General features: G+C 56.5%; 22 protein-coding genes, 1 tRNA gene and 1 pseudogene. 8 read left to right on the top strand and 16 right to left on the bottom strand.

The features are described from left to right. Positions 1-564 precede the first annotated feature (564 nt). Complete coding sequence (locus tag I6F16_RS36570) at positions 565-852, bottom strand: helix-turn-helix transcriptional regulator (RefSeq protein ID WP_225174666.1); 288 nt, start codon at positions 850-852, stop codon at positions 565-567. Between the two features lie 492 nt (positions 853-1,344). Here I6F16_RS36570 and aepX point away from each other — a divergent pair, with 492 nt between their 5' ends. Continuing rightward, the gene (gene aepX / locus I6F16_RS36565) at positions 1,345-2,202 is read left to right on the top strand and encodes a phosphoenolpyruvate mutase (RefSeq protein WP_225174669.1); all 858 of its coding nucleotides are present in this window, start codon (positions 1,345-1,347) and stop codon (positions 2,200-2,202) included. A gap of 321 nt (positions 2,203-2,523) precedes the next feature. Further along, positions 2,524-3,297 carry a phosphocholine cytidylyltransferase family protein gene (locus I6F16_RS36560; protein ID WP_225174665.1) on the top strand — a complete coding sequence of 258 codons (774 nt, stop codon included), beginning with the start codon at positions 2,524-2,526 and terminating at the stop codon, positions 3,295-3,297. Between the two features lie 677 nt (positions 3,298-3,974). Here the strand turns inward: I6F16_RS36560 and I6F16_RS36550 are convergent. The 5 genes from I6F16_RS36550 to I6F16_RS36530 all read right to left on the bottom strand — a co-directional run bounded on the left by I6F16_RS36550 (position 3,975) and on the right by I6F16_RS36530 (position 7,515). Continuing rightward, complete coding sequence (locus I6F16_RS36550; protein ID WP_225174664.1) at positions 3,975-4,367, bottom strand: GntR family transcriptional regulator; 393 nt, start codon at positions 4,365-4,367, stop codon at positions 3,975-3,977. A 382-nt stretch (positions 4,368-4,749) separates the two neighbouring features. Then, the gene (locus tag I6F16_RS36545; protein ID WP_225174663.1) at positions 4,750-5,535 is read right to left on the bottom strand and encodes a formyltransferase family protein; all 786 of its coding nucleotides are present in this window, start codon (positions 5,533-5,535) and stop codon (positions 4,750-4,752) included. Between the two features lie 33 nt (positions 5,536-5,568). Continuing rightward, positions 5,569-6,237: a CDP-alcohol phosphatidyltransferase family protein gene (locus I6F16_RS36540; RefSeq protein ID WP_225174662.1), complete on the bottom strand. Its 669-nt coding sequence runs from the start codon at positions 6,235-6,237 to the stop codon at positions 5,569-5,571. Positions 6,238-6,430: 193 nt separating this feature from the next. Continuing rightward, positions 6,431-6,970, bottom strand: coding sequence for a hypothetical protein (locus I6F16_RS36535; protein ID WP_225174661.1), 540 nt, complete (start codon positions 6,968-6,970; stop codon positions 6,431-6,433). Positions 6,971-7,302: 332 nt separating this feature from the next. After that, on the bottom strand, positions 7,303-7,515 hold the full coding sequence (locus I6F16_RS36530) for a hypothetical protein (RefSeq protein ID WP_225174660.1): 213 nt from the start codon (positions 7,513-7,515) through the stop codon (positions 7,303-7,305). Positions 7,516-7,714: 199 nt separating this feature from the next. Between I6F16_RS36530 and I6F16_RS36525 the strand changes: the two genes are divergently transcribed. Continuing rightward, positions 7,715-8,107, top strand: a complete 393-nt coding sequence (locus tag I6F16_RS36525; protein ID WP_225174659.1) for an avidin/streptavidin family protein — start codon at positions 7,715-7,717, stop codon at positions 8,105-8,107. Between the two features lie 849 nt (positions 8,108-8,956). Continuing rightward, positions 8,957-9,145, top strand: a complete 189-nt coding sequence (locus tag I6F16_RS36520; RefSeq protein WP_225174658.1) for a cold shock domain-containing protein — start codon at positions 8,957-8,959, stop codon at positions 9,143-9,145. A 231-nt stretch (positions 9,146-9,376) separates the two neighbouring features. Here I6F16_RS36520 and I6F16_RS36515 read toward each other — a convergent pair whose 3' ends face one another. Together I6F16_RS36515 and I6F16_RS36510 are read right to left on the bottom strand one after the other, a co-directional pair. After that, entirely contained in the window at positions 9,377-9,553 is a 177-nt protein-coding gene (locus tag I6F16_RS36515) for a hypothetical protein (protein WP_157784124.1), read from the bottom strand. A 148-nt stretch (positions 9,554-9,701) separates the two neighbouring features. After that, on the bottom strand, positions 9,702-9,968 hold the full coding sequence (locus I6F16_RS36510; RefSeq protein WP_225131411.1) for a DUF3551 domain-containing protein: 267 nt from the start codon (positions 9,966-9,968) through the stop codon (positions 9,702-9,704). Positions 9,969-10,984: 1,016 nt separating this feature from the next. Here I6F16_RS36510 and I6F16_RS36505 point away from each other — a divergent pair. Next, positions 10,985-11,060, top strand: a tRNA-Ile gene (locus I6F16_RS36505). A gap of 353 nt (positions 11,061-11,413) precedes the next feature. Here the strand turns inward: I6F16_RS36505 and I6F16_RS36500 are convergent. Further along, positions 11,414-11,617 (bottom strand): hypothetical protein, encoded by a 204-nt coding sequence (locus I6F16_RS36500; RefSeq protein WP_225174657.1) that lies wholly within the window; start codon positions 11,615-11,617, stop codon positions 11,414-11,416. On the opposite strand from I6F16_RS36500, the gene I6F16_RS36495 reads away from it, so the two are divergent. After that, a complete protein-coding gene (locus I6F16_RS36495; RefSeq protein WP_249785744.1) occupies positions 11,617-12,030 on the top strand; it encodes a nucleotidyl transferase AbiEii/AbiGii toxin family protein in 414 nt (137 codons plus the stop codon). The two genes, I6F16_RS36500 and I6F16_RS36495, sit on opposite strands and share 1 nt — an antisense overlap. 26 nt (positions 12,031-12,056) lie before the next feature. Then, positions 12,057-12,374: a nucleotidyl transferase AbiEii/AbiGii toxin family protein gene (locus I6F16_RS36490; protein WP_225174656.1), complete on the top strand. Its 318-nt coding sequence runs from the start codon at positions 12,057-12,059 to the stop codon at positions 12,372-12,374. Between the two features lie 210 nt (positions 12,375-12,584). On the opposite strand, the gene I6F16_RS36485 is transcribed toward I6F16_RS36490, so the two are convergent. Then, a complete protein-coding gene (locus tag I6F16_RS36485) occupies positions 12,585-12,854 on the bottom strand; it encodes a hypothetical protein (protein WP_225174655.1) in 270 nt (89 codons plus the stop codon). A gap of 2,771 nt (positions 12,855-15,625) precedes the next feature. Here I6F16_RS36485 and I6F16_RS36475 point away from each other — a divergent pair. Then, the gene (locus tag I6F16_RS36475) at positions 15,626-15,811 is read left to right on the top strand and encodes a hypothetical protein (protein WP_225125869.1); all 186 of its coding nucleotides are present in this window, start codon (positions 15,626-15,628) and stop codon (positions 15,809-15,811) included. A 595-nt stretch (positions 15,812-16,406) separates the two neighbouring features. Here I6F16_RS36475 and I6F16_RS36470 read toward each other — a convergent pair. From I6F16_RS36470 to I6F16_RS36445, 6 genes and pseudogenes are all read right to left on the bottom strand, one after another. After that, positions 16,407-16,994, bottom strand: a complete 588-nt coding sequence (locus I6F16_RS36470; RefSeq protein WP_081494655.1) for a GNAT family N-acetyltransferase — start codon at positions 16,992-16,994, stop codon at positions 16,407-16,409. A gap of 890 nt (positions 16,995-17,884) precedes the next feature. Continuing rightward, the gene (locus I6F16_RS36465) at positions 17,885-19,477 is read right to left on the bottom strand and encodes a methyl-accepting chemotaxis protein (protein ID WP_225174654.1); all 1,593 of its coding nucleotides are present in this window, start codon (positions 19,475-19,477) and stop codon (positions 17,885-17,887) included. Beyond that, complete coding sequence (locus I6F16_RS36460; RefSeq protein ID WP_225174653.1) at positions 19,461-19,880, bottom strand: hypothetical protein; 420 nt, start codon at positions 19,878-19,880, stop codon at positions 19,461-19,463. The genes I6F16_RS36465 and I6F16_RS36460 overlap by 17 nt, the downstream gene beginning before the upstream one ends. Before the next feature lie 678 nt (positions 19,881-20,558). Next, positions 20,559-20,894, bottom strand: a complete 336-nt coding sequence (locus I6F16_RS36455) for a hypothetical protein (protein WP_157784119.1) — start codon at positions 20,892-20,894, stop codon at positions 20,559-20,561. Positions 20,895-21,110: 216 nt separating this feature from the next. Then, positions 21,111-21,431 (bottom strand): annotated as a pseudogene (locus I6F16_RS36450) (3-methyl-2-oxobutanoate hydroxymethyltransferase); the annotation flags it as partial. A 17-nt stretch (positions 21,432-21,448) separates the two neighbouring features. Further along, positions 21,449-21,562, bottom strand: a 114-nt coding sequence (locus I6F16_RS36445; protein ID WP_225174422.1) for a transposase domain-containing protein, incomplete at its 5' end; no start/stop codon positions are given.

The raw sequence follows: 21,562 nt of genomic DNA, 5'->3' as shown, positions 1-21,562 counted from the left end.
CCCGGCCTCGTGCTCCTTCAAGATCCCGATAATCTGCTCTTCCGTAAAGCGGCTACGCTTCATGCTCTGGTCCTCGTCGTGGGCCAGAACGAACTTCAAACTGGATTAAGCCCCGGGGGCAAGGTCAACAGCAGCACGCTTTCGAAAATGGGTTCACGGACTATCATTGCCGTCTTCGTGTCCAGCCTAGACCGTCTACACCGCCTTTCCGATGACAACGACTTTAGTACCTAAACCGCTACGATCGCCCCCCAATTTGGGACACGCATACGACCGCCGCGTCCGCAGCACGGGGACGGATCGATCAGATCCGACAGACCCTCGAGCTTTCAAGAGCGTTTTGCGCCGCGATCTCACCTCGCCTGGTGGTCCACGGCGCCCCGTGACGATCGGCGACGAAATAGAAGCACACCCTTCATAAACAGCTGCGGGCGCGCAATTCGCTTCGCATTCCGCCGGAGCAACCCAAAGTCGCCCCTTACACTTCGCCAGATCTGCATTAGGGGCAACGGAACCTATGCCGTTACCTTAGATAATATCCTGGCGTCGCGCTTTGACGACGCACTAAGTCCGGCTGGACGTTTCCAGCTTTCGCATCGCATTCTTGACATGAAAGTTGACGGTATTCTCGCTCACGTTCAGGATCACTCCGATAGCCCAGGATGACTTCCCTTCCTCGACCCATCGCAAACACTGTCTTTCCCGTTCCGACAGCACAACCTCTTGCCTATCCGCCATGAATTTCTCCTGTAGTCCAGAGAACAGGAAAGCATCAGCAAATGCCATACCACTCAGTGGCGCGAGCAAACTGTCGCGGAGGCAGGACAAATTCTTCGGCGATTGCCACGCCATTCGCGCGAATCCTGCCATCCCGCCGCAGCCCTGCCGACAGGCTGCGACGTATGTCGTCAACCTCACAGCAGCTTTGCGACAATCGTGGCTGTTCGATATTTGCGTCAACTCTATGTGAGCCGGATATCACCCTTTCACTAAGCGCTCCCCCTCGAGGAGTGGGGGGCAATTCTCTCTGGGGGCCGCAGCTCCAGGCTCGCGAACGAAAGGTCATTCATTCGCATCGAAAACCCTTCTTCCAGCCTTTGGGCACGACGCCAATCAATTCATAGCGAAAGCTTTGCGTTCGGCGCGCCTCCTATGGCGAGCATGCAAGCCTTTGCGGTCCCAATAAACTACCAATGCTGGTCATTGAGCGGCATCACGCCGAAACGATATGAGCAGTGACATTGGTGCCAATCGCTCGTTTTCCAGGATTTAGGCATGCAGTATCAACCACAAGCCGTTCGGCCCACCGCAGGTCATCAATGCGCGCGGCCGTCGCCTGCCGAAATGCTTCATGTTCAGGTCTGCTCGAATGATGAGCTCTCGTTTCTGATGGAAGCGCATGATGGCCTATCCGCCACAATCGCACAGCGGTCAGGGTTCAAGGGGCTCTGGGCGTCTGGTCTGTCGATTGCCAGCTCCCTGGGCTATCGTGATGCCAATGAAGCTTCATGGAGCCAGCTCGTCCAGAGCGTCGAGCGCGTAGTGGACTCGACAGAGTTACCTGTGCTCGTTGATGGGGATGGCGGCTTCGGCAATTTCAACAATGCTCGCCTGCTCGCTCGCAAACTTCGTCAGGCTGGCGCGGCAGGCGTCTCGCTTGAGGACAGCTGCTTCCCGAAGCTGAACTCGCTCATTGGTGAGCGGCATCCGCTCGCCGATATTGATGAATTCTGCGGTCGTCTGCGGGCTGTAAAGGATGCAGTCGCCGAAAATCTTGTTCTCGTGGCCAGGATCGAGGCGCTCATTGCCGGGCACGGATTGAACGAAGCTATCTTGCGGGCTCACGCTTATGCCGACGCGGGAGCCGATGCTATCTTGATTCATTCACGAAAGAGTACAGCGGACGAGATGCTTTCGTTCGTCACCGAGTGGCGGAACCGGCTACCTGTCGTGATCGTTCCGACCACATACTATCGAACGCCAGTCTCAGCCTATCGGGATGCGCGCATCTCCACGGTCGTCTGGGCCAATCACTCCATGCGAGCTGCGGCAGCTGCGATGCGGCGCGTCTGCGATAGTATCGCAGCTCAAGAGAGCGTTGCGAGCATTGAGCCTCAGATCGCACCGCTCAGCGAGATATTCGAGCTCCTGAGGTATGACGAACTCGCCGTGGCCGAAAAGCAATATCTGCAGCCCCGCTAGTGGCAGCAGGGTTTGTCACCTGAAGCTTCCTTTGTTCAAAATCTGCCGATGAGTCCCCTCACCTTTCGTCGGTCCCGCTCAGCGTCATGGAACTAGCAGCGACGTAAAACTCCTGGAGAGGCTCTCCACATGGCAAAACAGCTTTGCCTATGGCTCAAGGAAGGACACACAGCGGCTGGTGCAAGTATATACGCCGACCAGAATTCATGCCTGCCTCTTTCAATCTCTGGGGTGGTCTCACAAGTCTGCGGCACCTGACACTTAACAGAGGCGTTCACGACGCTTGCAGAGCGATAGGCGGGATGAAGAAAGCGAATTGAAATGCCTGTGAATATTCCCAAGCACGCTCTCATTCTTGCCGCTGGAGTGGGCTCTCGTCTACGGCCGCTCACGGAGCTAAGCCCAAAACCTCTAGTCCAAATCCATGGCACCCCCATCCTGCACAACGCGCTACATAACCTTGGGTGTCTTGGCGTGGAACACGTAACGATCGTTGTGGGGTATCGCAAAGAGGCGATCCAAGATGCCTGCGGCAGCCGCTTTGGCAGTGTTACGATTAACTACGTCGAATCCTCGGTTTACGACCGTACTGGGAGCGCCTGTTCGCTCTGGCTGGCGCGTGACGCACTCCTTTCCGGAGATTACTTCGTTCTTGAGGGCGACGTCTTCTTCGAGGAAAATGTATTGCGGCAGCTGATCATCACTGAAGCGACCAACGCGGCTGCTGTCGCTCCCTTCCATGAGCTGATGCAGGGATCGGCGGTCCTGTTGTCCGATCTTGGCTTCATTTCAGAATTTCGGTTGAAACAAACAGCGCGAGATCTTATCGCGGGTGGCCCCCCTCTCTACAAGACGATGAATCTCTTACGGCTGTCCGCATCTACTCTGCGGACAGAGGTCATTCCGGCCCTAGACGATATGATCAGGGCCGGAGCTACCCAGGCCTACACCGAGGAGCTTCTTTCCTATCTCGTGGAAACACGAGGCCTACTGCTTGCTGCGGTGAGATGCGATGGCCTCAGGTGGTACGAAATCGATGACGCGGAAGATCTGCGTACCGCCGAGCGCATCTTCGCAGAAGCCGACCACGTTTGATCCTATCGCCCAGGGGTGAAGTTCAAGACGGTCACGGAAGGCTTGTCGCTGCGCGTCTTCGACATTCATGGCTGCCTCTGACGCCGGGCGGGTAAGAACGGCCCAGAACCGTAAGCTTGACGGAGGCCGCAATCAAAGCGGCCGCCCATTGTTTTAGCAGAACGCGAGCACTCGTCCCGGCATACAATGTGAAACACATCCCAAGCAATGGTGCTAGCGAAACAGTCATTTCGCGCCCAGCCGCTTTGACCGCAGGAATGGGACAAGACCTAGACCTTGGAGGAGATAGATGACTTCGATTTGCTGAGTTGCGCTCTTCCGGATCGAGACTTTCCTGCAAGCGACTGCTCCGCGGAACTAATCTCTTTGAAGTCGAATCTGAAGCTGATTCTTGGCGCGCAAAGTACGTTCTCGCCAAATTTGATCGGAATACGGCCAGAGCAATCAAGGCTCTCTTTGACAAAGACCGGCGCCGAAGTGGACATTTCAAGCAGGCGCGCCTCCTGGGCGGAGGGCAGACGCGCACTGATCGTCACCCATTGCTGCGAGTAGTCGTCAATTCCGATGCGCCTGAGAGCTGCTGAGATCGAGTTGGCGCCAGAGAGTTTGTCCAGCAGTCCGGGAGTGCGTTTCGCCGAAAGTAGCTATGCGCAATGACGATTGGAATCTCGTCCTGATCACTCAGCGTGTCGATGCGCAGGCACATCGTCACGGGCCTGCAAGTCAAGGTAGCCGGCGAGCCGCTCGTCTGCCGGTATCGTTGCGGTAGTCAGGATCTTACGACGAGCCAAGCGGCCTCGCGAGATGAGATTGTCGGTTAGCCGGGTTTGAGAGGAGAGAAGATAGGCTGTTGAATGTTCGACAACGAAGGTGCCTCTCCCCTGCTTGACACGAAGCAGTCCTTCCTGCTCAAGTGCCCGAATGGCGTATCTTACGGTGTGCCGGTTGACACCATATTCGAGAGCACGCTCGACGTCGTTCGGAAGTTTTTCGCCTGGCCGAAATCGGCTCGACGCGATAGCTTCTTCGATGTTCGACCGAACAAATTCCCAGCGCTTTCCTTGATACATAGATCAAATGGTCCGTGCTTCAGGCTTCGGCCTGACACGCCGAGCGTTTTCAACGTGCTGGAGACGATCTTGCTGACGGCGAGGTTCCGTTCGGTCACTGATTTATCGGTAATCCGTCCAATGAATCCGCAAATTCCACACACAGCTGGCCCCCTCATGCGTGCTAAGCCGGCGCCCAGGCGGTCGGGTCGCCGGCTCGCCGGCACCTCTCGATAGGCTGGATGCTCCAGACGCCCTCCAGAGCTAAGATCAGGGTCAGGTCGCGGAGCCGCAGTGTGCTGGCAACAAACTGGCCTTCGTTGACCTCCTCGAAAAGCGCGATCTCAGATTTTCCGGATTACCTGCCGCGCTGCGCGCCAAGTTCAAACATTACCCTTAGAGGCTAAACACCACGAATGAGCGTCCGAACCTCATCGGTCAGGACTCGTTCCACGAGCCACTTCGGAGGCTCAATCCGTGGTGGAAGATATAGCGCGCGATAGAGCCGATCGAGTTCTTCGGCGCTGCGTGGAACGTCCGACGAATCCAAGAGTGCGGTCATCGTGCGCATGGGATAGAAGCAAGGCTTGCGCTTATCTTGAGCGATCAACACGTCTTGGGAGCGACGGGTAGCCGATCCGTCCAACAAGCGCAGCCACATCTGACAGAACAGCGCGTAGCCATAAAGTTGGGCTCTGGTATCTAAAGAAAGAGCTGTCTCTGAAGGCAGCACTGGGAATTGCAACTCACCGATAATATCGCCCCTGTCCACTCGCTCTGAAAGATAGTGGACAGTCACCCCGAAGCTCTTCTCGCCATTGAGTATGGCATGCGTCCGCGCAAAACTGCCGCGATATTCAGGGAGCGGGCCTGGATGAAGATTAATGCCTCCTCGATCAAAGCCTGCGAGGATTTGGGCGGAGAAGATCTTGTTCCACATGATACTGACGAGAAATTTTCCGAGAGGAGGAACATCGTCTATCGACTCGAAGAACGGTATCCCGAAGCGATCTGCGACTTGCCAAAGCTCCTCACTGGTTTCATGCCGCCACCATGTTTTCTCGTACCGGGAAGCGCCGAGAATGCCCGCGATGTGGTCTTTGCCGCAGGTTTCGATGCCAAACAGAAGACAGCGGGTCGCGAGTCCCCTGGTTCCGGCAAATACCACGCCGTCAATTACGCTCGACATTTCTCAGCCTTATCGCGTTCTATGCCACACCGATTATGTGCCCGTTCTACTCGTAATCAGCAGTCCGGCGGACCCGGTGACCGCTACGCAGATGGTGATGACATGCACAAGAGTGCCTGAGGCTTTGACCTTGAACGGCGCGATGTGGAGCAGCGATAGCGGTACAAAGACGGCAGGAAGAACGACACCTAGCTCGAGCGGCGCAATTGTGCGGTCAACTATCAAGATCGCCGCGAGCACTGGCAAAGCGTAAGAGAGAGGTAGACCGGTCGAATAACCGCGATGGTCCAATCCGAAATAGTCAAAATATGCCAGGCGAAGAGCGCCGATCAATATCATGAACGCTGTGAATACCGCAGATGCTGGCAAATCGATGAAAGATGCGATGACAATTGCCGGGATAACTGATCCAAAGATGAGGTCCGGGACCGCATCGAGAGCTTTACCAATGGCCTTGGTGGCCATCGTTCGATTCTTGGTACGCCGGGCAATTTCGCCATCGACATCATCAGCGATAATCGCCCAGAGTCCGAGCGCTACTCCCGCCTCCTGGTGTCCTCTGGCTACTAACCCCATCGCTGCACCAGAACAGAGGATCCCCACGGCGGTAACGGCGTTTGCGCGGTCAGATAGGTATGCGATCATCGCACCTGTTTCCGCCGAGGCGATCGAAATCTCACGCCCTTGCGGCCGCTTGCGCACCGCAACTGCGCTTAAATTGGGCGAGGTCCGCCAGGTCCGCAAACTACCAGTTCTAATAGCCATTCGTCGGACTGCTGGTTGAAGCAGTCCTCGACCTTTTGATCTGTCGAACTCAAGAGACGCAGAAAAATCGACTGAGGCTCGGCCGACCGGCCGGAAGGCTGAAGCGACCGCGACAACACTATGGGGTGCATCAACGCTGGTCGGAGCTGGGATCAGCAATTAGCGGCGCACCCCCGACCGAGATTGGGCCTTCTGACTTAGAGGGCTGGACCATTCTCTTCACCGGCCTCGATACCGGACGGGCTGCTGGTGGAGAAGGAGCCTCGGGCACAGATGTAGGGACCGGTGAATTCTGCAAAGACTCGATCTTGGCCGTCAATGCCTCGATCTGGTCGGCCAGCCGCTTCAAATCGGCTTGCTGCGCACCCATGTTGCGATTGAGCTCTGCAATTCCATCACTTGCCTTCTCAATTTCATCACTCGCCTTCTGTTGTCCCAATCGGATCTCCCAGAGAGCTTCCTTTTCTTCGTGTGACAAGCCTGTCGTCTGAGCAGCTTCACGCGCCGATGACGTCCCGGAAGGTGCCTCGGCGCTAGTCCAATAATAGGCACCCCCAGCGCACAGGCCGATGGAGACGGCCAAAAGCACGAGGATCCAAGAAAAGCGCCTTGAAGGCCTGTGCAAGTCGGGCGGCAAATCCGAGGCGTTCGCTTGATCAATCACATCCATGTCCAGTTCCTATTGGCTTTTGTCGTTGACGCCATACCGGCCAACCGTCAAGTGGTACTGTCGGCGACAGCACCTCTTTGCGCAATATTGCCAGTGCTCAAGCTCAGTTCACGACGTGCTCCGCGAGCCAGCGCTACCTTGCTGCTGTTACGGCCACTTCCTTGCCGTTGAAACTCCAAGAATTCGCGGGGTTAGGTGAGCACTGACACACCAAGATGACGGATGACTTTCCTCGGGACTCCCACGATCTCTCCCCGAGGAGTGCTCCATTGTAAACGCAAACCTTCTTATGGCTTTGCCGATCCAGCGGCGAAAACGGATGGATATGGGGCTCAACGCACCCAGCGATGACTGAGATCCGAGGTCGTCGAAGTCAGCCGGTTGCTTGCGAGACGCCGGGAGACCTTCAAACTTGCTTTCCAGAAAATCGACGCGCAATCGGCGAAGATCGCGAGACCGATGTCGCTCTCGTCCTCTGGTTCCCGCACCGCGCCGACCATTTCGGCGACCGGGAGCGCTCGCGTCACATCAAAGTAGCCGAGCATCGGCTTACCGCGCGGACACCGCGACCACTCTTCGGGAGATTCAGGCCGTAGGCGCCAGGATCCGGCGCGACTTCGGGTATATGCGCCGGATTCCACTGCCGAATGCAAGATTAAGGCAGCGAACGTCACCTCAAGTTGTACCAAATTACACGATCTATGTTGCTACCCTTACGCGACTTACTTCTTTCGAGGTTTGAATATGAAGAGACTTCTAGGACTTTTGCTGCTTGCCCAATGCTTCATGGTATCGAGCAAGGCCACCGCGCAGGGTCTTCCTGCTCCTTCATTCTGGAAGAATGAACGGGGTTCAGAACTGTTCGTTTTGTCCGCCAACAGCGGGGCAATACAAGGAACTTTCACAAACCACGCTCACGGTTTTGCGTGCCAAGACATCCCCTATCCCGCATCCGGAGCCGTTAGTCCCAGGGGCTTGTATTTTGTTGTCACTTTTGCCCAGTGCAATTCCTTTACCCGCTGGGTTGGCAAAATTAATGGCCCCAAAATACCGACCTCATGGACGCTGTTCTACGTTGACCAGAACGGCAAGCCCAGCAAGTTGAAGGGCGCCGATACATTCACGCGCGTATGGTAGTCTCACTCTCCTTGCAACGTCGCGACCTTCGACTGGCGCTCTCGCGAATTTGGCTGGTCGCTGTGAGACGTTGAGGCTTGCCTTTCGGAAAGCTCTGGGCTGTCCAGCGTCACGCAGCTTGGATGCTTGACAGCCCAATGTTCCGGCATAGCCCATGAATAACATCAAAAGGCCCCTTCCCGGATTCGAAACGGCTGTTTAAGCTTGTATCCAGACTTTGGGACGTTCCGCGCATTTAGCATTACTCTTCATGTTCTCGTTTTGAAACGGAGTTCGGGGCCCAGAAGGGGTGCCGCTAATATCTACGGCGTTCGTGTTGCGGCGTTTGGTTGACGGATGTGAGTTTTCAGCTCTCGATACTTAAAATTCTCGCCGGCCAACCGGAGGGCCGCGCCAGTCTCGCCGTCCTAAAGAATTACCTCACAGTGTTCTACACCAGCGGCCCGGAGTGGACGGCTCGCATGAAGCGACTGGCCGAGCGGGCACCAGGTCTCAATATTTTCGGGCAGAAATTGGTTGAGCGAGACTCCGGGCACTGGATCATAACAGAAGGGGGACGCGCCTTTCTTGCTTCACTGGAACGAGCGGCGGTGACCATCACTCAGGAGCGAGCGCTCGAAGACACGATTGAGACGCCTCTCGCAAGTAAACTTCCCGCGTCTCCTCTGACGTCGGGACGCCGCAATGGCAGTCGCAGACATCGCCGCCGCAATCGGCCGTCCGGGCGCGAATGCCAGTCGCCATAGCCTGCAAAGCGGATTGCGATTGTCACGTGCACCCACCAGTTAAGGATTTGATCGTTGCGCAAACAACTAGCTACATCGTGGTCATTTAGCTGGAGATACTGACGTGGCGGCTGGCATTGTAAAGTGGTTTAACGCGACGAAGGGTTACGGTTTCATCAAGCCTGATGATGGCCGAGCGGACGTATTCCTGCACGTTGGGGCGGTTGAGAAGACCGGCTACGCCCGGATCGACTTCGAGTTCAAGACAGCCAGCTCAGGCAAAGTGTCCGCAGAAAATCTGCGCATCGGATGATTTTAGCCCTTCAGCTGCGGCGGGAAGAAAACTTTCGCTGCAGCCGCTCCATTCGGTCCGCGTGAAGTCCATCTCAAGCATTTGCCATGTTGCACGCGCCTTACAGACCATGCTGCCGGCGCAACAAAAAGCACCAGATCGCATATTTGCGCGGAATTTTCAGGCTTCGCCGATCGTTTTCTGCATCTTATTCGGAGAGACGATGAGAAGCCGTGCCCCGTGCGGGGCTGGCTAGTGCTCGGGCTCGAAGCGCGCAATTCTGCGCGGGCCATCCCAGAGTTCTACAGGATCGTCCTCGAGCAGATCCTCAGCACGTGCCTTGGCTTCGTCCTCGGTGGCACAAACTAAAGCAATCGTCAGAATGATTTCGCCCTCGAGTGTGAGGACAACCGCGCGAAATGTTTTCATCGATCGGAGTTACACCTGTTCCCCGTCTCTTCCTATTCTTTTGTGTTCAGAGCCTGGCCAGGTAAGGGCGGGTGAACGGCAAACTTTTCGGCAGCGCGATCTCGCGTCCAAAGCCGCCGCTTAGCGCATCTCGCAATTTTCCTCCACATTAGCGCAATTGTCTTCCTTGTCGCTCAAACGCATAGATCGGATTGATACCGCAATAGGCGTATGTACCGGATGCGGTAGCCATGCACTGGCTATAGGTTGAGAACTGGCAGTTGCCCGGATATCCCCAAGTACGGCCCTGCAGGCAATAAACGTCTTGGCGAGCCGGTGGGGTCTGCGAGTGAACCCGTGAACCAGCGGTCGAAGGCGATCCAAAGCCGACGAGGATGGGAAGTATGAGCACTCCGGTAACGAGAAAGTCGCGCATGAGATCTCTTGCCTCCGTTAAGTTCGCTGAAGGATGGAGGATCTGAATTGAACCATCTGACCTTAGTCAATCGCACATCGCCGGTCCAGCTGGTCTACCACCGTAAAGAGCGTTCAGCTTGTCCGTAACCACCAGCGCGAAAGCGGCACGCCGGATACAGGTAGGGCGCAGGCAATAAGAGGGCCGGAGCGAAACGGGACGGCACCGTGGTCGTCACCATTTGCCGAAAATCGCCCGGACCTCCAAGCGGCTTTCCTGCGGCTTTCCGTAACGAAATGCGTGTTTTGCGCGACTGCGCCATTCCGAGCGGAGTAAAAGAGCAAAATATACGACGCGAGCGCCGTAGGAACTCATGAACGTCCTTGCACGCCAGCGCGATACGCAGGACCTAGCGCCCCATGCTAGGGGATTTGGAGAGCGCTTCGCGACCGATCTGCTTTAGGGGTCTGGCCTTGTCTCACCTGTGCTAGCCGCTTCCAAAGCGATCACGCAGAACACTTAAGCGGCACACTCGTGAGACGGTCGCTGAGACTAACGCGATTGTCTGACGTACCTTTGCTAAGCTTGACTACCAATAGCCTGCAGCACGCAGAAAACATCGCTGATTGCCTGACCATTGAAACAGTTTCACGTGCAGTGTCGCAATTGCATAGTGCCGGCGTGCTCGATTCATCGGCAATACTCAACGCGAAATCATGATTGTAGATCGGCAGCGGCTCGCACGTTTTGACCTGCAAAATCAGATCCGTGGTGCGTGCGTGCAAGTCCTAGCGATCGGCGAAGAAGGGCGGCACAGCAACCACGGTTTTAATCAGATTGGATACCGGACGCATGGGATATCGGTGCCATGGTGAGGCGGTGCCGGCGCTTGCGCTGGAGCGCTACGAGAAGCTCACTGGTCAGTCAGCCTGTTCGCGTGGCTCGATCACGCCTTCTTTGGCGTTGCCAGAATGCCTGCCACCCTATAAAGGAGCCCGGGCACCGTTCGGGCTGTCTTTCAGCGGTCGCCGGCGGCGGGGCCCGTAGCTCAATGGTTAGAGCCGGCCGCTCATAACGGTCTGGTTGCAGGTTCGAGTCCTGCCGGGCCCACCACGCCTCGCCCTTCGATAGTAGTAGTAGTTAGTAGTAGTAGTTAGTAGTAGTAGTGTATGCGGACAGTTTGAAAACGACTCGATTTCCGCTGCAAGAACGACTCGATTTCATTTTGTGAACGACTCGATCTCAGATCCTCCTGGCGCAACTGACGAATTTCGTCTCTATTTTCTGTCGATTTTAGGGTTTGAGAAAACCGAGGGGGGTCTCGATGGCCGGTGCGAAGGAACCCGAACCGGATTCGGCCTTTCTTGGTTAGGCGCAGGCTGAGAGATCGGGCCAATTCGTGGGCCGTGTCGACAGGCCAGGGATGAAGTTCTCAGGCGTGTGGCGGAGCGTGCCGCTGAATGCGATCAAAAGCGCTTGCGTCCTGCTGTGCGCGAGTACGGAAGCGAGCGCGCCAAGAAGTTCTTCGGACGTGCACTGAGGGCGGGCGAAATTGCATGCCGCGTGATTTCCTCCACAATCACCAGCAGTTTGCGGATCTGATCCGGATTGTGGCGGATGAGAAGGGCATTGATCCGGCCCTGGTCGAAAAAGACTACTGGATCATGCATTGCCTCTATGGCCTTCAGCAGCTGAGCTATACTTTCCAACTAAAGGCGGCACATCGCTGTCCAAGGGTGACAAGATCATTGGCCGGTTTTCGGAGGACATCGATATTCTGATCGAGCCGCCGCCCGGCCGGGACGTAAAGACCGGCAAGAACCAGAACAAACCCGCCCATATCCAGTCGCGCAAGGACTTCTACGATTGGCTAGCCCAGACGATCAAGATCGACGGCATTAGCAGTGTCGAGCGCGATAGCGAGTTTGACGATGTCCCCAACTACAGAAGGCGGTGGGATCAAGCTGAATTACAAGACGGTGGTCGAAGCTATGGAAGGCTTGCGCGACGGCGTCCTGCTGGAGGCGGGCTTCGATACCGTGGCCCCGAACGCACCGAAGGACATCAGCTCCTGGATGGATGATCATGCTGTAGCACACAAAGTGGACCGTGATCGACAATCGCGCCAAGGCGGTGCCTTGCTATGATCCCCGCTACACCTTCGTTGAAAAGCTCCAGACCATCTCAACGAAATTCCGTAAGCAGCAGGCCGACGGCAGCGATTCGGTCGAATTCATGCGGCACTATTACGATGTTTATGAACTACTCAAGCAGCCTGACGTTCAGAACTTCATCGGCACCGACGCTTACAAGGCCCACAACAAGCGCGCTTTCGCGCATCGTCGAAGACGGGCAAGAAGCATGCCGGGCAAAGCACGGGCGGCTGACGTTTGGTGCTTGCCTGCTTGCCAAGCGCCGAGCCGTTGAAAATCCGCTTTCGAGGTCAACGAATGATTTCCCTTCGGCCCGAAACGGAGAAGCAGTGGCTATGGCGCCGGCACGCGTACCGGTATAAAGGCCGATCAGCGTGAACTGTGCGACGTGTCTCAACGGTCGCTCATCCGACAAGCTTGAATGGCGATCATATACCGTCGTGTAGGTCCTCTGCCGAATGCCAGTCCGCGCCGTGGAGGTGGATCACTCGCGATGTGGCCGATGGATGAAGGCGCGCTCGACGCAATAGCCGGCCGCGAATGAGACTACTAGCGCAAGGGCACAGGCGATGTAGCTGTTAAAGTCCCACACAATGCTGACGCTGGCGCTTGCAATAAAAGTGACAGCAATAACCGTGTTGCGAAATGCGTTGACCATGCTGCTCCCCCAGCCAGTTGCTGCGGAACAACTTAGCATTGCGTCCATGACAATTAGCGGCGAAAATGGCCGATCACTCGCCGTTTTTTTGCTCATCGAGTCGGCACTTTCTTGCCGCTAACTTTGCCGCGGGGCCACTCGTCGATTTCAGTCTCGCCCCCACCCAATTCGGTTTCCCCTCGCGCAACACGATGGGATTCTATCTTCCAGCCGCTTATCTAATAGATTGGGGCGGCCGCCTGTTGAAACAGCATCAACGCTCCGGATGGGAACGTGGTTGTTCATCACATTCCCCTTGGACGCTGGAAATGCCAGCTGCAAGACAAGGCCATGGTCATCGCGAACTTCAACTGCCATGCAGTGATGCGGGCCTGCTTCTAGCCCATTCGTGCGCTATCTCGGAGAGCGCAGTTGTCGCCTCTTCGAGCGCAGCCTTGATATGGGTAGCTCCACACCTTCATCGTCGCGGATGAATTGGCCGCCGTCGCGGATATCAGAATAATACCTTTTCGTGGTCAATCAAACAGCTCTTGTGGCTCCAGAAGATCTGCTGTCATCGAGGTGCCGCCCCTAGCTCAAATCGAAATAGCGATAGTGCTCTCGTCGTGTCCGAAGCAGCCCAGGCACTTCTTGGCGGCAGTGCTCTGTCCACCACGAGTATTCCAGGATCCGCTTGTTGCCTCGGTCGGCAGGCAGAACTCTGCGGCTTCCCTGACTTCTGCTACCGCGCTCTAACTCAAGGCAAATGCGAGCAAGCTAGAGCAGAGAAGCGCGATACCGACAACGGTAAGGGCCAAGAGGCTACCCGAAACAAGGTCGTGATCGCGCATGGAGCCGTCCTCGACTGCGCCAAAGAAGCGAATACAGCCGCCGCTGCTTTCCCGCCCGATCAGCATTTTTGTTCAAATCCGATGCAAAATTCCTTCCTTTCTCGGTTGAGGATGCGTGTTTTCGTCGTTATCAGGGCGAGTTTGCTGTTTTGCGGCAGCACTACCAGCATAATGCATTACCGGCCTATGCGAACCGAAGGTGTTCGCGCCTCACGAGCCGCGGGTTTGCAGTTATCGATTCGCGGCCCATGTGAAAGCATCGGAGCGAGACGTTTCATAGTTGCTACATGGCTTTCGGATTGATTTCGTCAAATGCGCGGCTTTTTCATTCTTCTTGTGACCTTTGCGATCATGGTGTCCGCACGCGGTCAGCTCCATACTGACTTCGTGCCGCGACCGACTGCGCCCATGCCACCGGTCAATGCACCATAGCTCAACGACGTTTGGAGCCGCAGCAATTTAAGTGGGCTTCCAAACCCGAGGGAACATAGCCACCCTCACACAATACTTTCGATCTTCACCGCAGCATGCGTCGCGAGCACTCGGCCCGCCCTCGGGTCGGTTAGCCAAGTCTTTTACGAATGCAGAACTGGCGCAGCGGCACCTAAGCCCTACGTCGAAGCATTTAGCTCCTAAGCTCCTGTTAAGCTCACCCTTCCGAAATGGCTGCCGTCTATGGCAGTTGCAACTCGTTCGAAACCGGCCTGCTTGGGGGAGCCCCGGCCTCATCGCGGCGGTGATCGCGGGAACGGGAGCAAGATGAAGCAAGCGAGAGCTGAGACTCTGGTAACTCTCCCAAGTTCGATTTTCTGACGCCATATCGCCCCATCGACAGGATTACCAAGTGTACCGAGTGCATGGAGCCCGGTCGGTTGGCTGGACGGCGGCTTCTAAATCTGCCCACAACGCTGAGTTTTCAGGGAATGAGCTCTTGTAAGCGGTCTGACCTAAGATTGCGTGGAGCGCCTTCTTCTCCGAGACGGTCAACTCTGAGATTCGGAATGTTCACCTGACGTCGGCATCATTCCGGTCGCTTACCGCCACATGCTCGGCGCGTGGCGAAGCGCATCGAGGCCAATCTGCTCGAGACGCTCGCGCGTCCTCTCACCTTTGCTGGCGGCTTCCAGAAGCTTCGAGGCGACATGTGCCCGCACGCCACCATCACTCCCAGGCACGTTTACACAGACGGCTTTTAGGATCTCCCGCAGAAGTGCTGTTGTAGTGGCGTCCAACATCGGAGAATCCCCCAACTTGAAAGGCGATGATAGCACAGCGCGCTTTCTAGTTGAATTGATCGAGTAGCCGAAAATCCAATACCGCTTTGCTTCAATCGATCGTCTGCCTCAGCTCCCTGCTCCCTGTGCGCTCGCCTACCCTTTCCCGGTCTGCCCCTACCGCCTGCTGGGCCAATTCCGATGCTTCACTCTTGGATTGTAGTCTTGCAGCCCTAGCGAGACGGTCATCGCGCATGCGGCGCCCCTAAACGCCAAAATTCCTCGCTCGAGTGGAGATTTTCGGCGAATTCCACCTTCGCGATCGTGCGAAGTTGCGGCACATGTGCATCGAAGCGGCGACTACCGGGAGCGGAGCGACAGGATAGTGACCTACGCCCGGTACTCCGCAGCTCGCAGTCGGCCGGCCCAACAGCCTGGTCTCTGTCGAATGTTGAGCCCAAACAAAGTTGACGATCGAGCACCTTGCATACAATGGCGCCGAACTCGTCCGCCCTAACAACACCCCCCGCAAACAGACCTGCTGAGAATGGCGAGGAGGTCCGTCGCTTCACGCGCGAGATCCGGTTGATCAATGCGTGCCTGAATGATCTTCTTCGTTGCGGCGCGCTGCTGCGCTTGGCATTACCGGGGCGCAAATGATGCTCTTGATGGTTGGCGGACCTGGACGAGGACGACGGTATTCCGGTCAAAGTGCTTGCAAAGTTGATGAAGGTTGATCCATCTTTCGTCACCACGCAATCGAAGCTACTGGAGAGGAAGAGATTGCTGCATCATCAAGCCATGCAAGCGGGATGCCCGGGTCATGCATCTTTCATTGGCAGACAACGCCAGCAAACGTCTCGCGATTATCGCCGCGAAGCAGGAAAAGCTCGATCGGTTCGTTTTTGGAGACCTTGCTGTTCAGGAGGTGGGCAAGCTGGGCAACAGACTTAGCGCGATCAGGCACCGGCTGCAGAACGCTTGCCTGGCAGACCAACAAGAATCCTGAGGTGTAATCCGACAATCTTCTGAATGCGCGGCGTATCCTTTGTGTGATCTCGACTCCTGATGTTTTGATGAGTCACTCGGGCGTAAGCCCCTTGTTAGAGAGGGACGGATGAAAAGGAATCAAGAGGGAGAGTCAATTGGATCGTCTGAGCGGTCACATCCTAAACTACCGGAAAGATCCAAAACCAAGAAACTGACCGCGACCATGAAAAGGCGAGCCCTGAAGGTTAGAAAGTCCGAGCACCGTGCTCCTCCATCCTCCTGAAGGCTATTGCTCCGCAATTCTCTTAATCTAATCGGGTGTCTCGACTTCGCTGCCAGGACCCTGTTGCCAGTTCGAGAGGGGCTCTGTCCCCCCTTATTAACGGTCCGCGGATGGCAGGTCCGCCATGCCACGCGCGTGCGATCGTGCCATAGAAGATCGTTCTCCGGCTTCTTGCAACCCGCATGGTGGCTTCGTGTATAGGAACGACACAACAGAGGCAGCCGCGGCGCTTAAGGCACCTCGCCGGCGAACTCCATTCCATGGAATGTAGCAGCGGTGGCAGCGGTAGCGGCCCTAGTTGTCGGCCCCGTTCAAACCAGCCTTGCAAGCCTCACCAGGACAAATTGGGCGCAGGCGAACCCGCCCCTGCAACAGCTGTGTCCGGAGTGTGGCGGCGCAGCACATCTCGTCGCCTACGCTCTAATCGCGAAGGGGTCGGAGGTTTTGCCGGGGAACTAGTTACCTGGTGTAGTGGCAATTTAAGGCGCGGACCGATTTCAGCAAAGCCGGCCTTCAAATACAACGCTGAATTCGGGCTGCGACTCCACACCGGTTGCCTGGGAGCCCCGACTTCAAGTTGACCCCAGCCCTTTTCGGTACCGAGGGCCACGGCCGCCTCGATGAGGCTCATCGCTACCCCAGACGAGCGGTGATCCGGTACGACATAGAGTTCAGTGATGATTCCGTAGGAGCCGCGCGCGAAAAGCGAGATACTTTCCGCCACCATGATAATGCCTACAGCGCGCTCTTCGACAAAACCGAGAAATCCATGAATGCGCTCTTTCACAAGCAGGTCGGCCACCAGCCGAGCATCCAGTTCAGCCTGCACGTGGCGAGCGCCGAGTTCTGTAAGTAGAGCTCCAACCATCTGGGTCACGGTTCTGGCGTCATCGACAGACACTTCACGCGTGCTCACCATGTCACAAGCTCCTTCATCAACCAGAACACGTCCCGCACCACCAGCCTAGAGCAAAAGGTGCCGCCGCATACGTGCTCGTGCAGATATGCCCCCATATTGACATTCAGATGACGCCCTGTTCACAACATTTGGAGGCAATAGGCGTTGATGTCGCTAACCGCTGTAAGGACAACGAAACGCTTGAAAGTGAACACGACGCCTTCTCATTCTCCGAACGTTTGACCCGAATTGATGCACGTGACAACACGAACCATTGTTTGCCCGCGCCTACCCTCTACACGGATTCGTCAACGACCTCATTCCAGTTCATCAGCGCTCCTCTCAGGAGAGCACTATTACGAACGAACAGTCTCAGACAACGACGGACCAAGCCCAGTCGAAGACAAACTCTTTTTCGGCCTAACCGGAGAACTACCTTTCTAAGATTCACGACGCGCAGCTTTTTTTTGCAAGGCGAGCCAATTCGCCTTTCCGAGAGCGTTCTCGCCTCCATGACGATTTTCTCTCGATCCGTTTGTAAATCTAGATCGCTCTATAAACAATGTTGCGAAGCCCGCAGCGATCGCGGGGCGACAGGGATCCGCTGCACTGCTAAGTCTATCCGGAAGATCAAGTTCGCGTGAGGATTTAGGTGGCCAGCCCGAGTAGCGCGGCAATTATTGATGCAGGTTGACTGAGATGGCACTCTACCGTCGGTCTGCTGTAACGTCAGGTCGCGTCGATTTGTTAGACACCTGTGATCGCTACCGCGATCATGATGACGAAAGAGACTCGTCTCCCTTGGAGAAGCACGCTGCAACATTTTTCGCCGCGCAGCGCCGTTCCGGTTGGTTCCAGCCGAAAGGCGCTTACGTCACCGCGCGCAAGATGCGAGCTTGCGGTTTGTCTAATTATGCCGCTTGGACTCTCCTGAGGAAACCTCCAAGTTCGTGCTTCAGCCGAGAGCTTTCCTCAGACAGCAGTTCGGCAGACCTCAACACTTGCATCGAAGCCCCTCCTGTTGCCTTGGCGCGATGAGTAACTTCACCAGCGCTCGCCGCCACCTGAGTGGTCTTGCTCGCAGCTTCGTGTAAGTTGAGCGCGACATTCTTGCTGGTCTCTTTTTGCTCGCCGATGGCTTCGACAACAGTCATAGCGATGTCGGAAATGCGAGCAACGATGGCGCCGGCTTCGGCATTCGCGCCGACAGCTTCAGTTGTCGCAGCCTGAATGTCGTTGATTTGCTTGCCAATCTCAACGGTCGCTTGGGCGGTTTGCATCGCGAGGGATTTGACTTCCTCGGCGACAACTGCAAAGCCGCGGCCGAGATCGCCTGCGCGAGCAGCCTCGATTGTCGCATTCAACGCGAGCAAATTGGTCTGCCGCGCGATCGCCGCAATAAGTTGAACGACGCTGCCGATCCGCTCCGCCGCGGACGCCAAAGCAACCATGCGCTGATCGCTGAGCTCGGTCTTGCGGACCGCTTCGCGCGCCATTTCCGCTGCTTCCTCGACCTGCCGGCCTACATCAGCGATAGTTAGAGCCATTTCGCTTGTCGAGGTCGCTACGCGTTGAACGTTGGCGGACGCGTCGTCGGATGATGAGGCAACATCCATCGAGAGTTGGCGGCTCTCAACCGCAGAGGAGGTAAGGCTCCGGGCGGAGGCTTCCAGCTCCGTCGAGGCGGACGAAACGGCTTCGATCACCTGCCCTACGGCTGCTTCGAATTCGCCCGCAAGCCGAGCGATATCGGCCTTACGCAGGTCAGCAGCAGCCTGGTCCCGTTCGACCTTAGCATCAAGCTCCGCCTGCAGCTTTTCACGACCTCTCAGCTTGAACATTTCTACCGCTTCAGCCATATCGCCGAGCTCATCCTTTCGACCGAGGCCCGGCAATACTACATCGAACCGCCCCTCACCTAGCTGGCGCATGGCCGCGGTCATCGAGGCGACGGTTTTGGCAATGCGCTGCCCGAAGAGCATACTGAACAGGCCCGCGAGCAGCGTTGCAAGTCCAATGAGCCAGACCAGCCTCTGCCGAATCTCTCCGGCTCGGATCTCCATAGCGTGCGCATGCGCGTCTGCCGCGGACACGACCTTTGCGATTGCCGGGCGAATGCGGCCGTGAATCTGTCGAAGATCATCCACCTGATCGCTTAGCGTCTGCTGCGTCACCATGAATGAAATAAAATTTGCCTTGTACGCCCGCATCAGCTCGAGAAGCTGGGATTTCTCCTCCGTAGGCAGGCTTGCCTGAGCAAGTTCGGTTTCGAACTCCATCCCCCTGGCGGAAAGCTGATCTGCGTATTTTTCCTCGCCCCGTAAGATAAAATCCTTCTCATGGCGGCGCATCATCAGCATCAAGATCGTGAGGCGCGGCTGCTTCACCTGTCTCAATCGCTCCTCGACCGCGTGCACGGCTATGCGCAACTTGCCCTGAAATCCCTCATTTTCATTGAAGCCTAGGTTGCGTTGTGCTGCAACGACGTTAAAAGCGGGTCGCATAGAGATCAATTACCGGCCGCAGGGAGGCGGCCTGCCGCAGCGGATCATCGCCGGGCAACTCCCCGATCAGTTTTTCGACCCGACTTAAATCGTCGAGCTGGCGATCAAGAAGATCCGCATGCGTCTTGATCGACATTTCAGTGGGCTTGCGGAGGAACTCGGTCGCGATTTGGCCAGACTCCAGAAAGCTTTGTGACAATGAAACGACACGGGCTTTCAATTCATTGCTCGCGCTCGCCTCTCGTTGAACGATACTCGCGTAGTGCAGAGCTGCGACGCAGATTACGCCGGTGACCAGCACACCAGAAATCCCGAGCACTGCCATCTGCTCGCGCAATCTGATCCGAAAGCCCCATCGGACGGACCAACGTTCGCGAGTGCCGGAGAATTTCTTGCTCACCATTTGTCCCTCGAAGTGACCTGATCTGTTTGAGCGGTGCTGACAATCGCAGGTCAGCAAGTCGCGCGACGTTGATCGGACGGGGTCAACCTGCTTCGTTCAATCAACAACGAGCGCTGGCTAATTTAGATTGATTTCCAAATCCTGAACTCGTGCGCAAAACGCCGCGCCCCGCGCCAGTGCACGACCTAACTGCTGTTGCGTCAGTTTGACGAACACAGAGCGTGGGCATGACGTGATCATTTTGAATTGAGCGTCTCACGGAATAGCTGCATCTGAACGCTCCAATTCGCATAAAACATGCGACGCATGCGCTAAATTTGGGCTCAATCAGCGCAAGAAACGGATATTTCAACATCCGGCTTGCGCGACTTGACCGTAGGCGCAAGCTTGGAGCTCCAGTGAGTGTGGGCACTCACTTTATGCTCTCTTCAGCCGCCCTTTGGGGCGTTTCCTCCCTGACTTGGCCGTGCGGAATTTTCGCACGGCCTTTTTTCGCAATCCGACGAAAGCAGATCGCTCACGTCAATCGCACAATTTTCGACCTAAGTTGTGGCCCTACGTTGGAGCCCATGGTTGTGCTGCAACCTCTGCGAAGCTGCGAAGGCGTTAGTCAGCCAGGCCGCCCCTGGGCTGGTGGCGAACGCACGCAACCATATCAGCGAGGCGATCGCGTGCAGGCTAGCGCCTCACGCGCCTGCGAAATGGCCGCTGCAGCGCAGGGCTGGAGAGCTGGTGAAGGTCAGGGCGTTGATCCGCTTCCCGGTAGACGGCAATGCCGTCGAGCTCCGCGGGATCTTGGGAAGCGAGGCTGTGAGGAACGACTTCGATCGCACCCCGTTCAAGCTCTAATGGATGTCCGGCCGCGATACAGCGTTTGTCGGAGGACTTCAATTCATTCCCAAGCTGCATGAGACTGTATTGAAACCGGACTTTTTGCAGCATTTCGCGCCTGCTGTGCTGCCGCAATGCAGCTGCGAATGTGCGCATTCGGAGCCGGTAGAAATGGCGAACCATATCCTTCTCCCTGCTCTTTCCAAACACACTATCCGACCTGCCAAGACCGGAGCGTAATGCTGCACACTAGTGCGCTCGCGGCACTGATTTGACGCAATCAACGACATATCGACGCTCAAATTCCGCGCTCGCGCGCCGGTTATCGTCCAATTTCCGCATCACGGCTTCTTCTGAGTGGGCTCTAGGACCTGATCGCCGGCATTGGCGGGGAGCCTTCCAGTTCGCAATGGTCTCGCGGAGCTCCTCGGGAAGCCGATAGCATCCCTGAGTCCCAGGGAATGTGTGCCCTGACGGACATCTGACCGCCCAGCGTAGCAGCGCCTCCTGTAGAACCTCCCCATTCGCGTAGGCGCGACGAATTTTGGCCTTTTACCTTCGACCAGCCCTAAGACGTCGTGGAGTACGACCAGCTGGCCCGAGCAGCTTGGCCCGGCTGCAATCCAAATGGTGGGTATGGTCAGCGCATCGGTTTGCGCGTCCCGCGAGCTCGGCCGGAATGCCCTCGAGGCCCAAAGCGAAGCAGCCGGCCTCCTGAACGGTGGTAAGCGTCGTTCTCAGGCCACGGCTTTGAGGTCGTGACGGCAATAAGCCCACGGAAGCAGCTCATCGATGTTGCTGTTTGGATGGCCGTTGACGATCCTGGTGAAGGCATCGGTCAGATAGGCAAG

Source organism: Bradyrhizobium sp. IC4060, from assembly GCF_020193715.1.
Lineage (GTDB): Bacteria > Pseudomonadota > Alphaproteobacteria > Rhizobiales > Xanthobacteraceae > Bradyrhizobium > Bradyrhizobium yuanmingense.
Note: the sequence above shows the minus strand (reverse complement) of the source record. Positions and strands in the feature narration are given on the sequence as shown.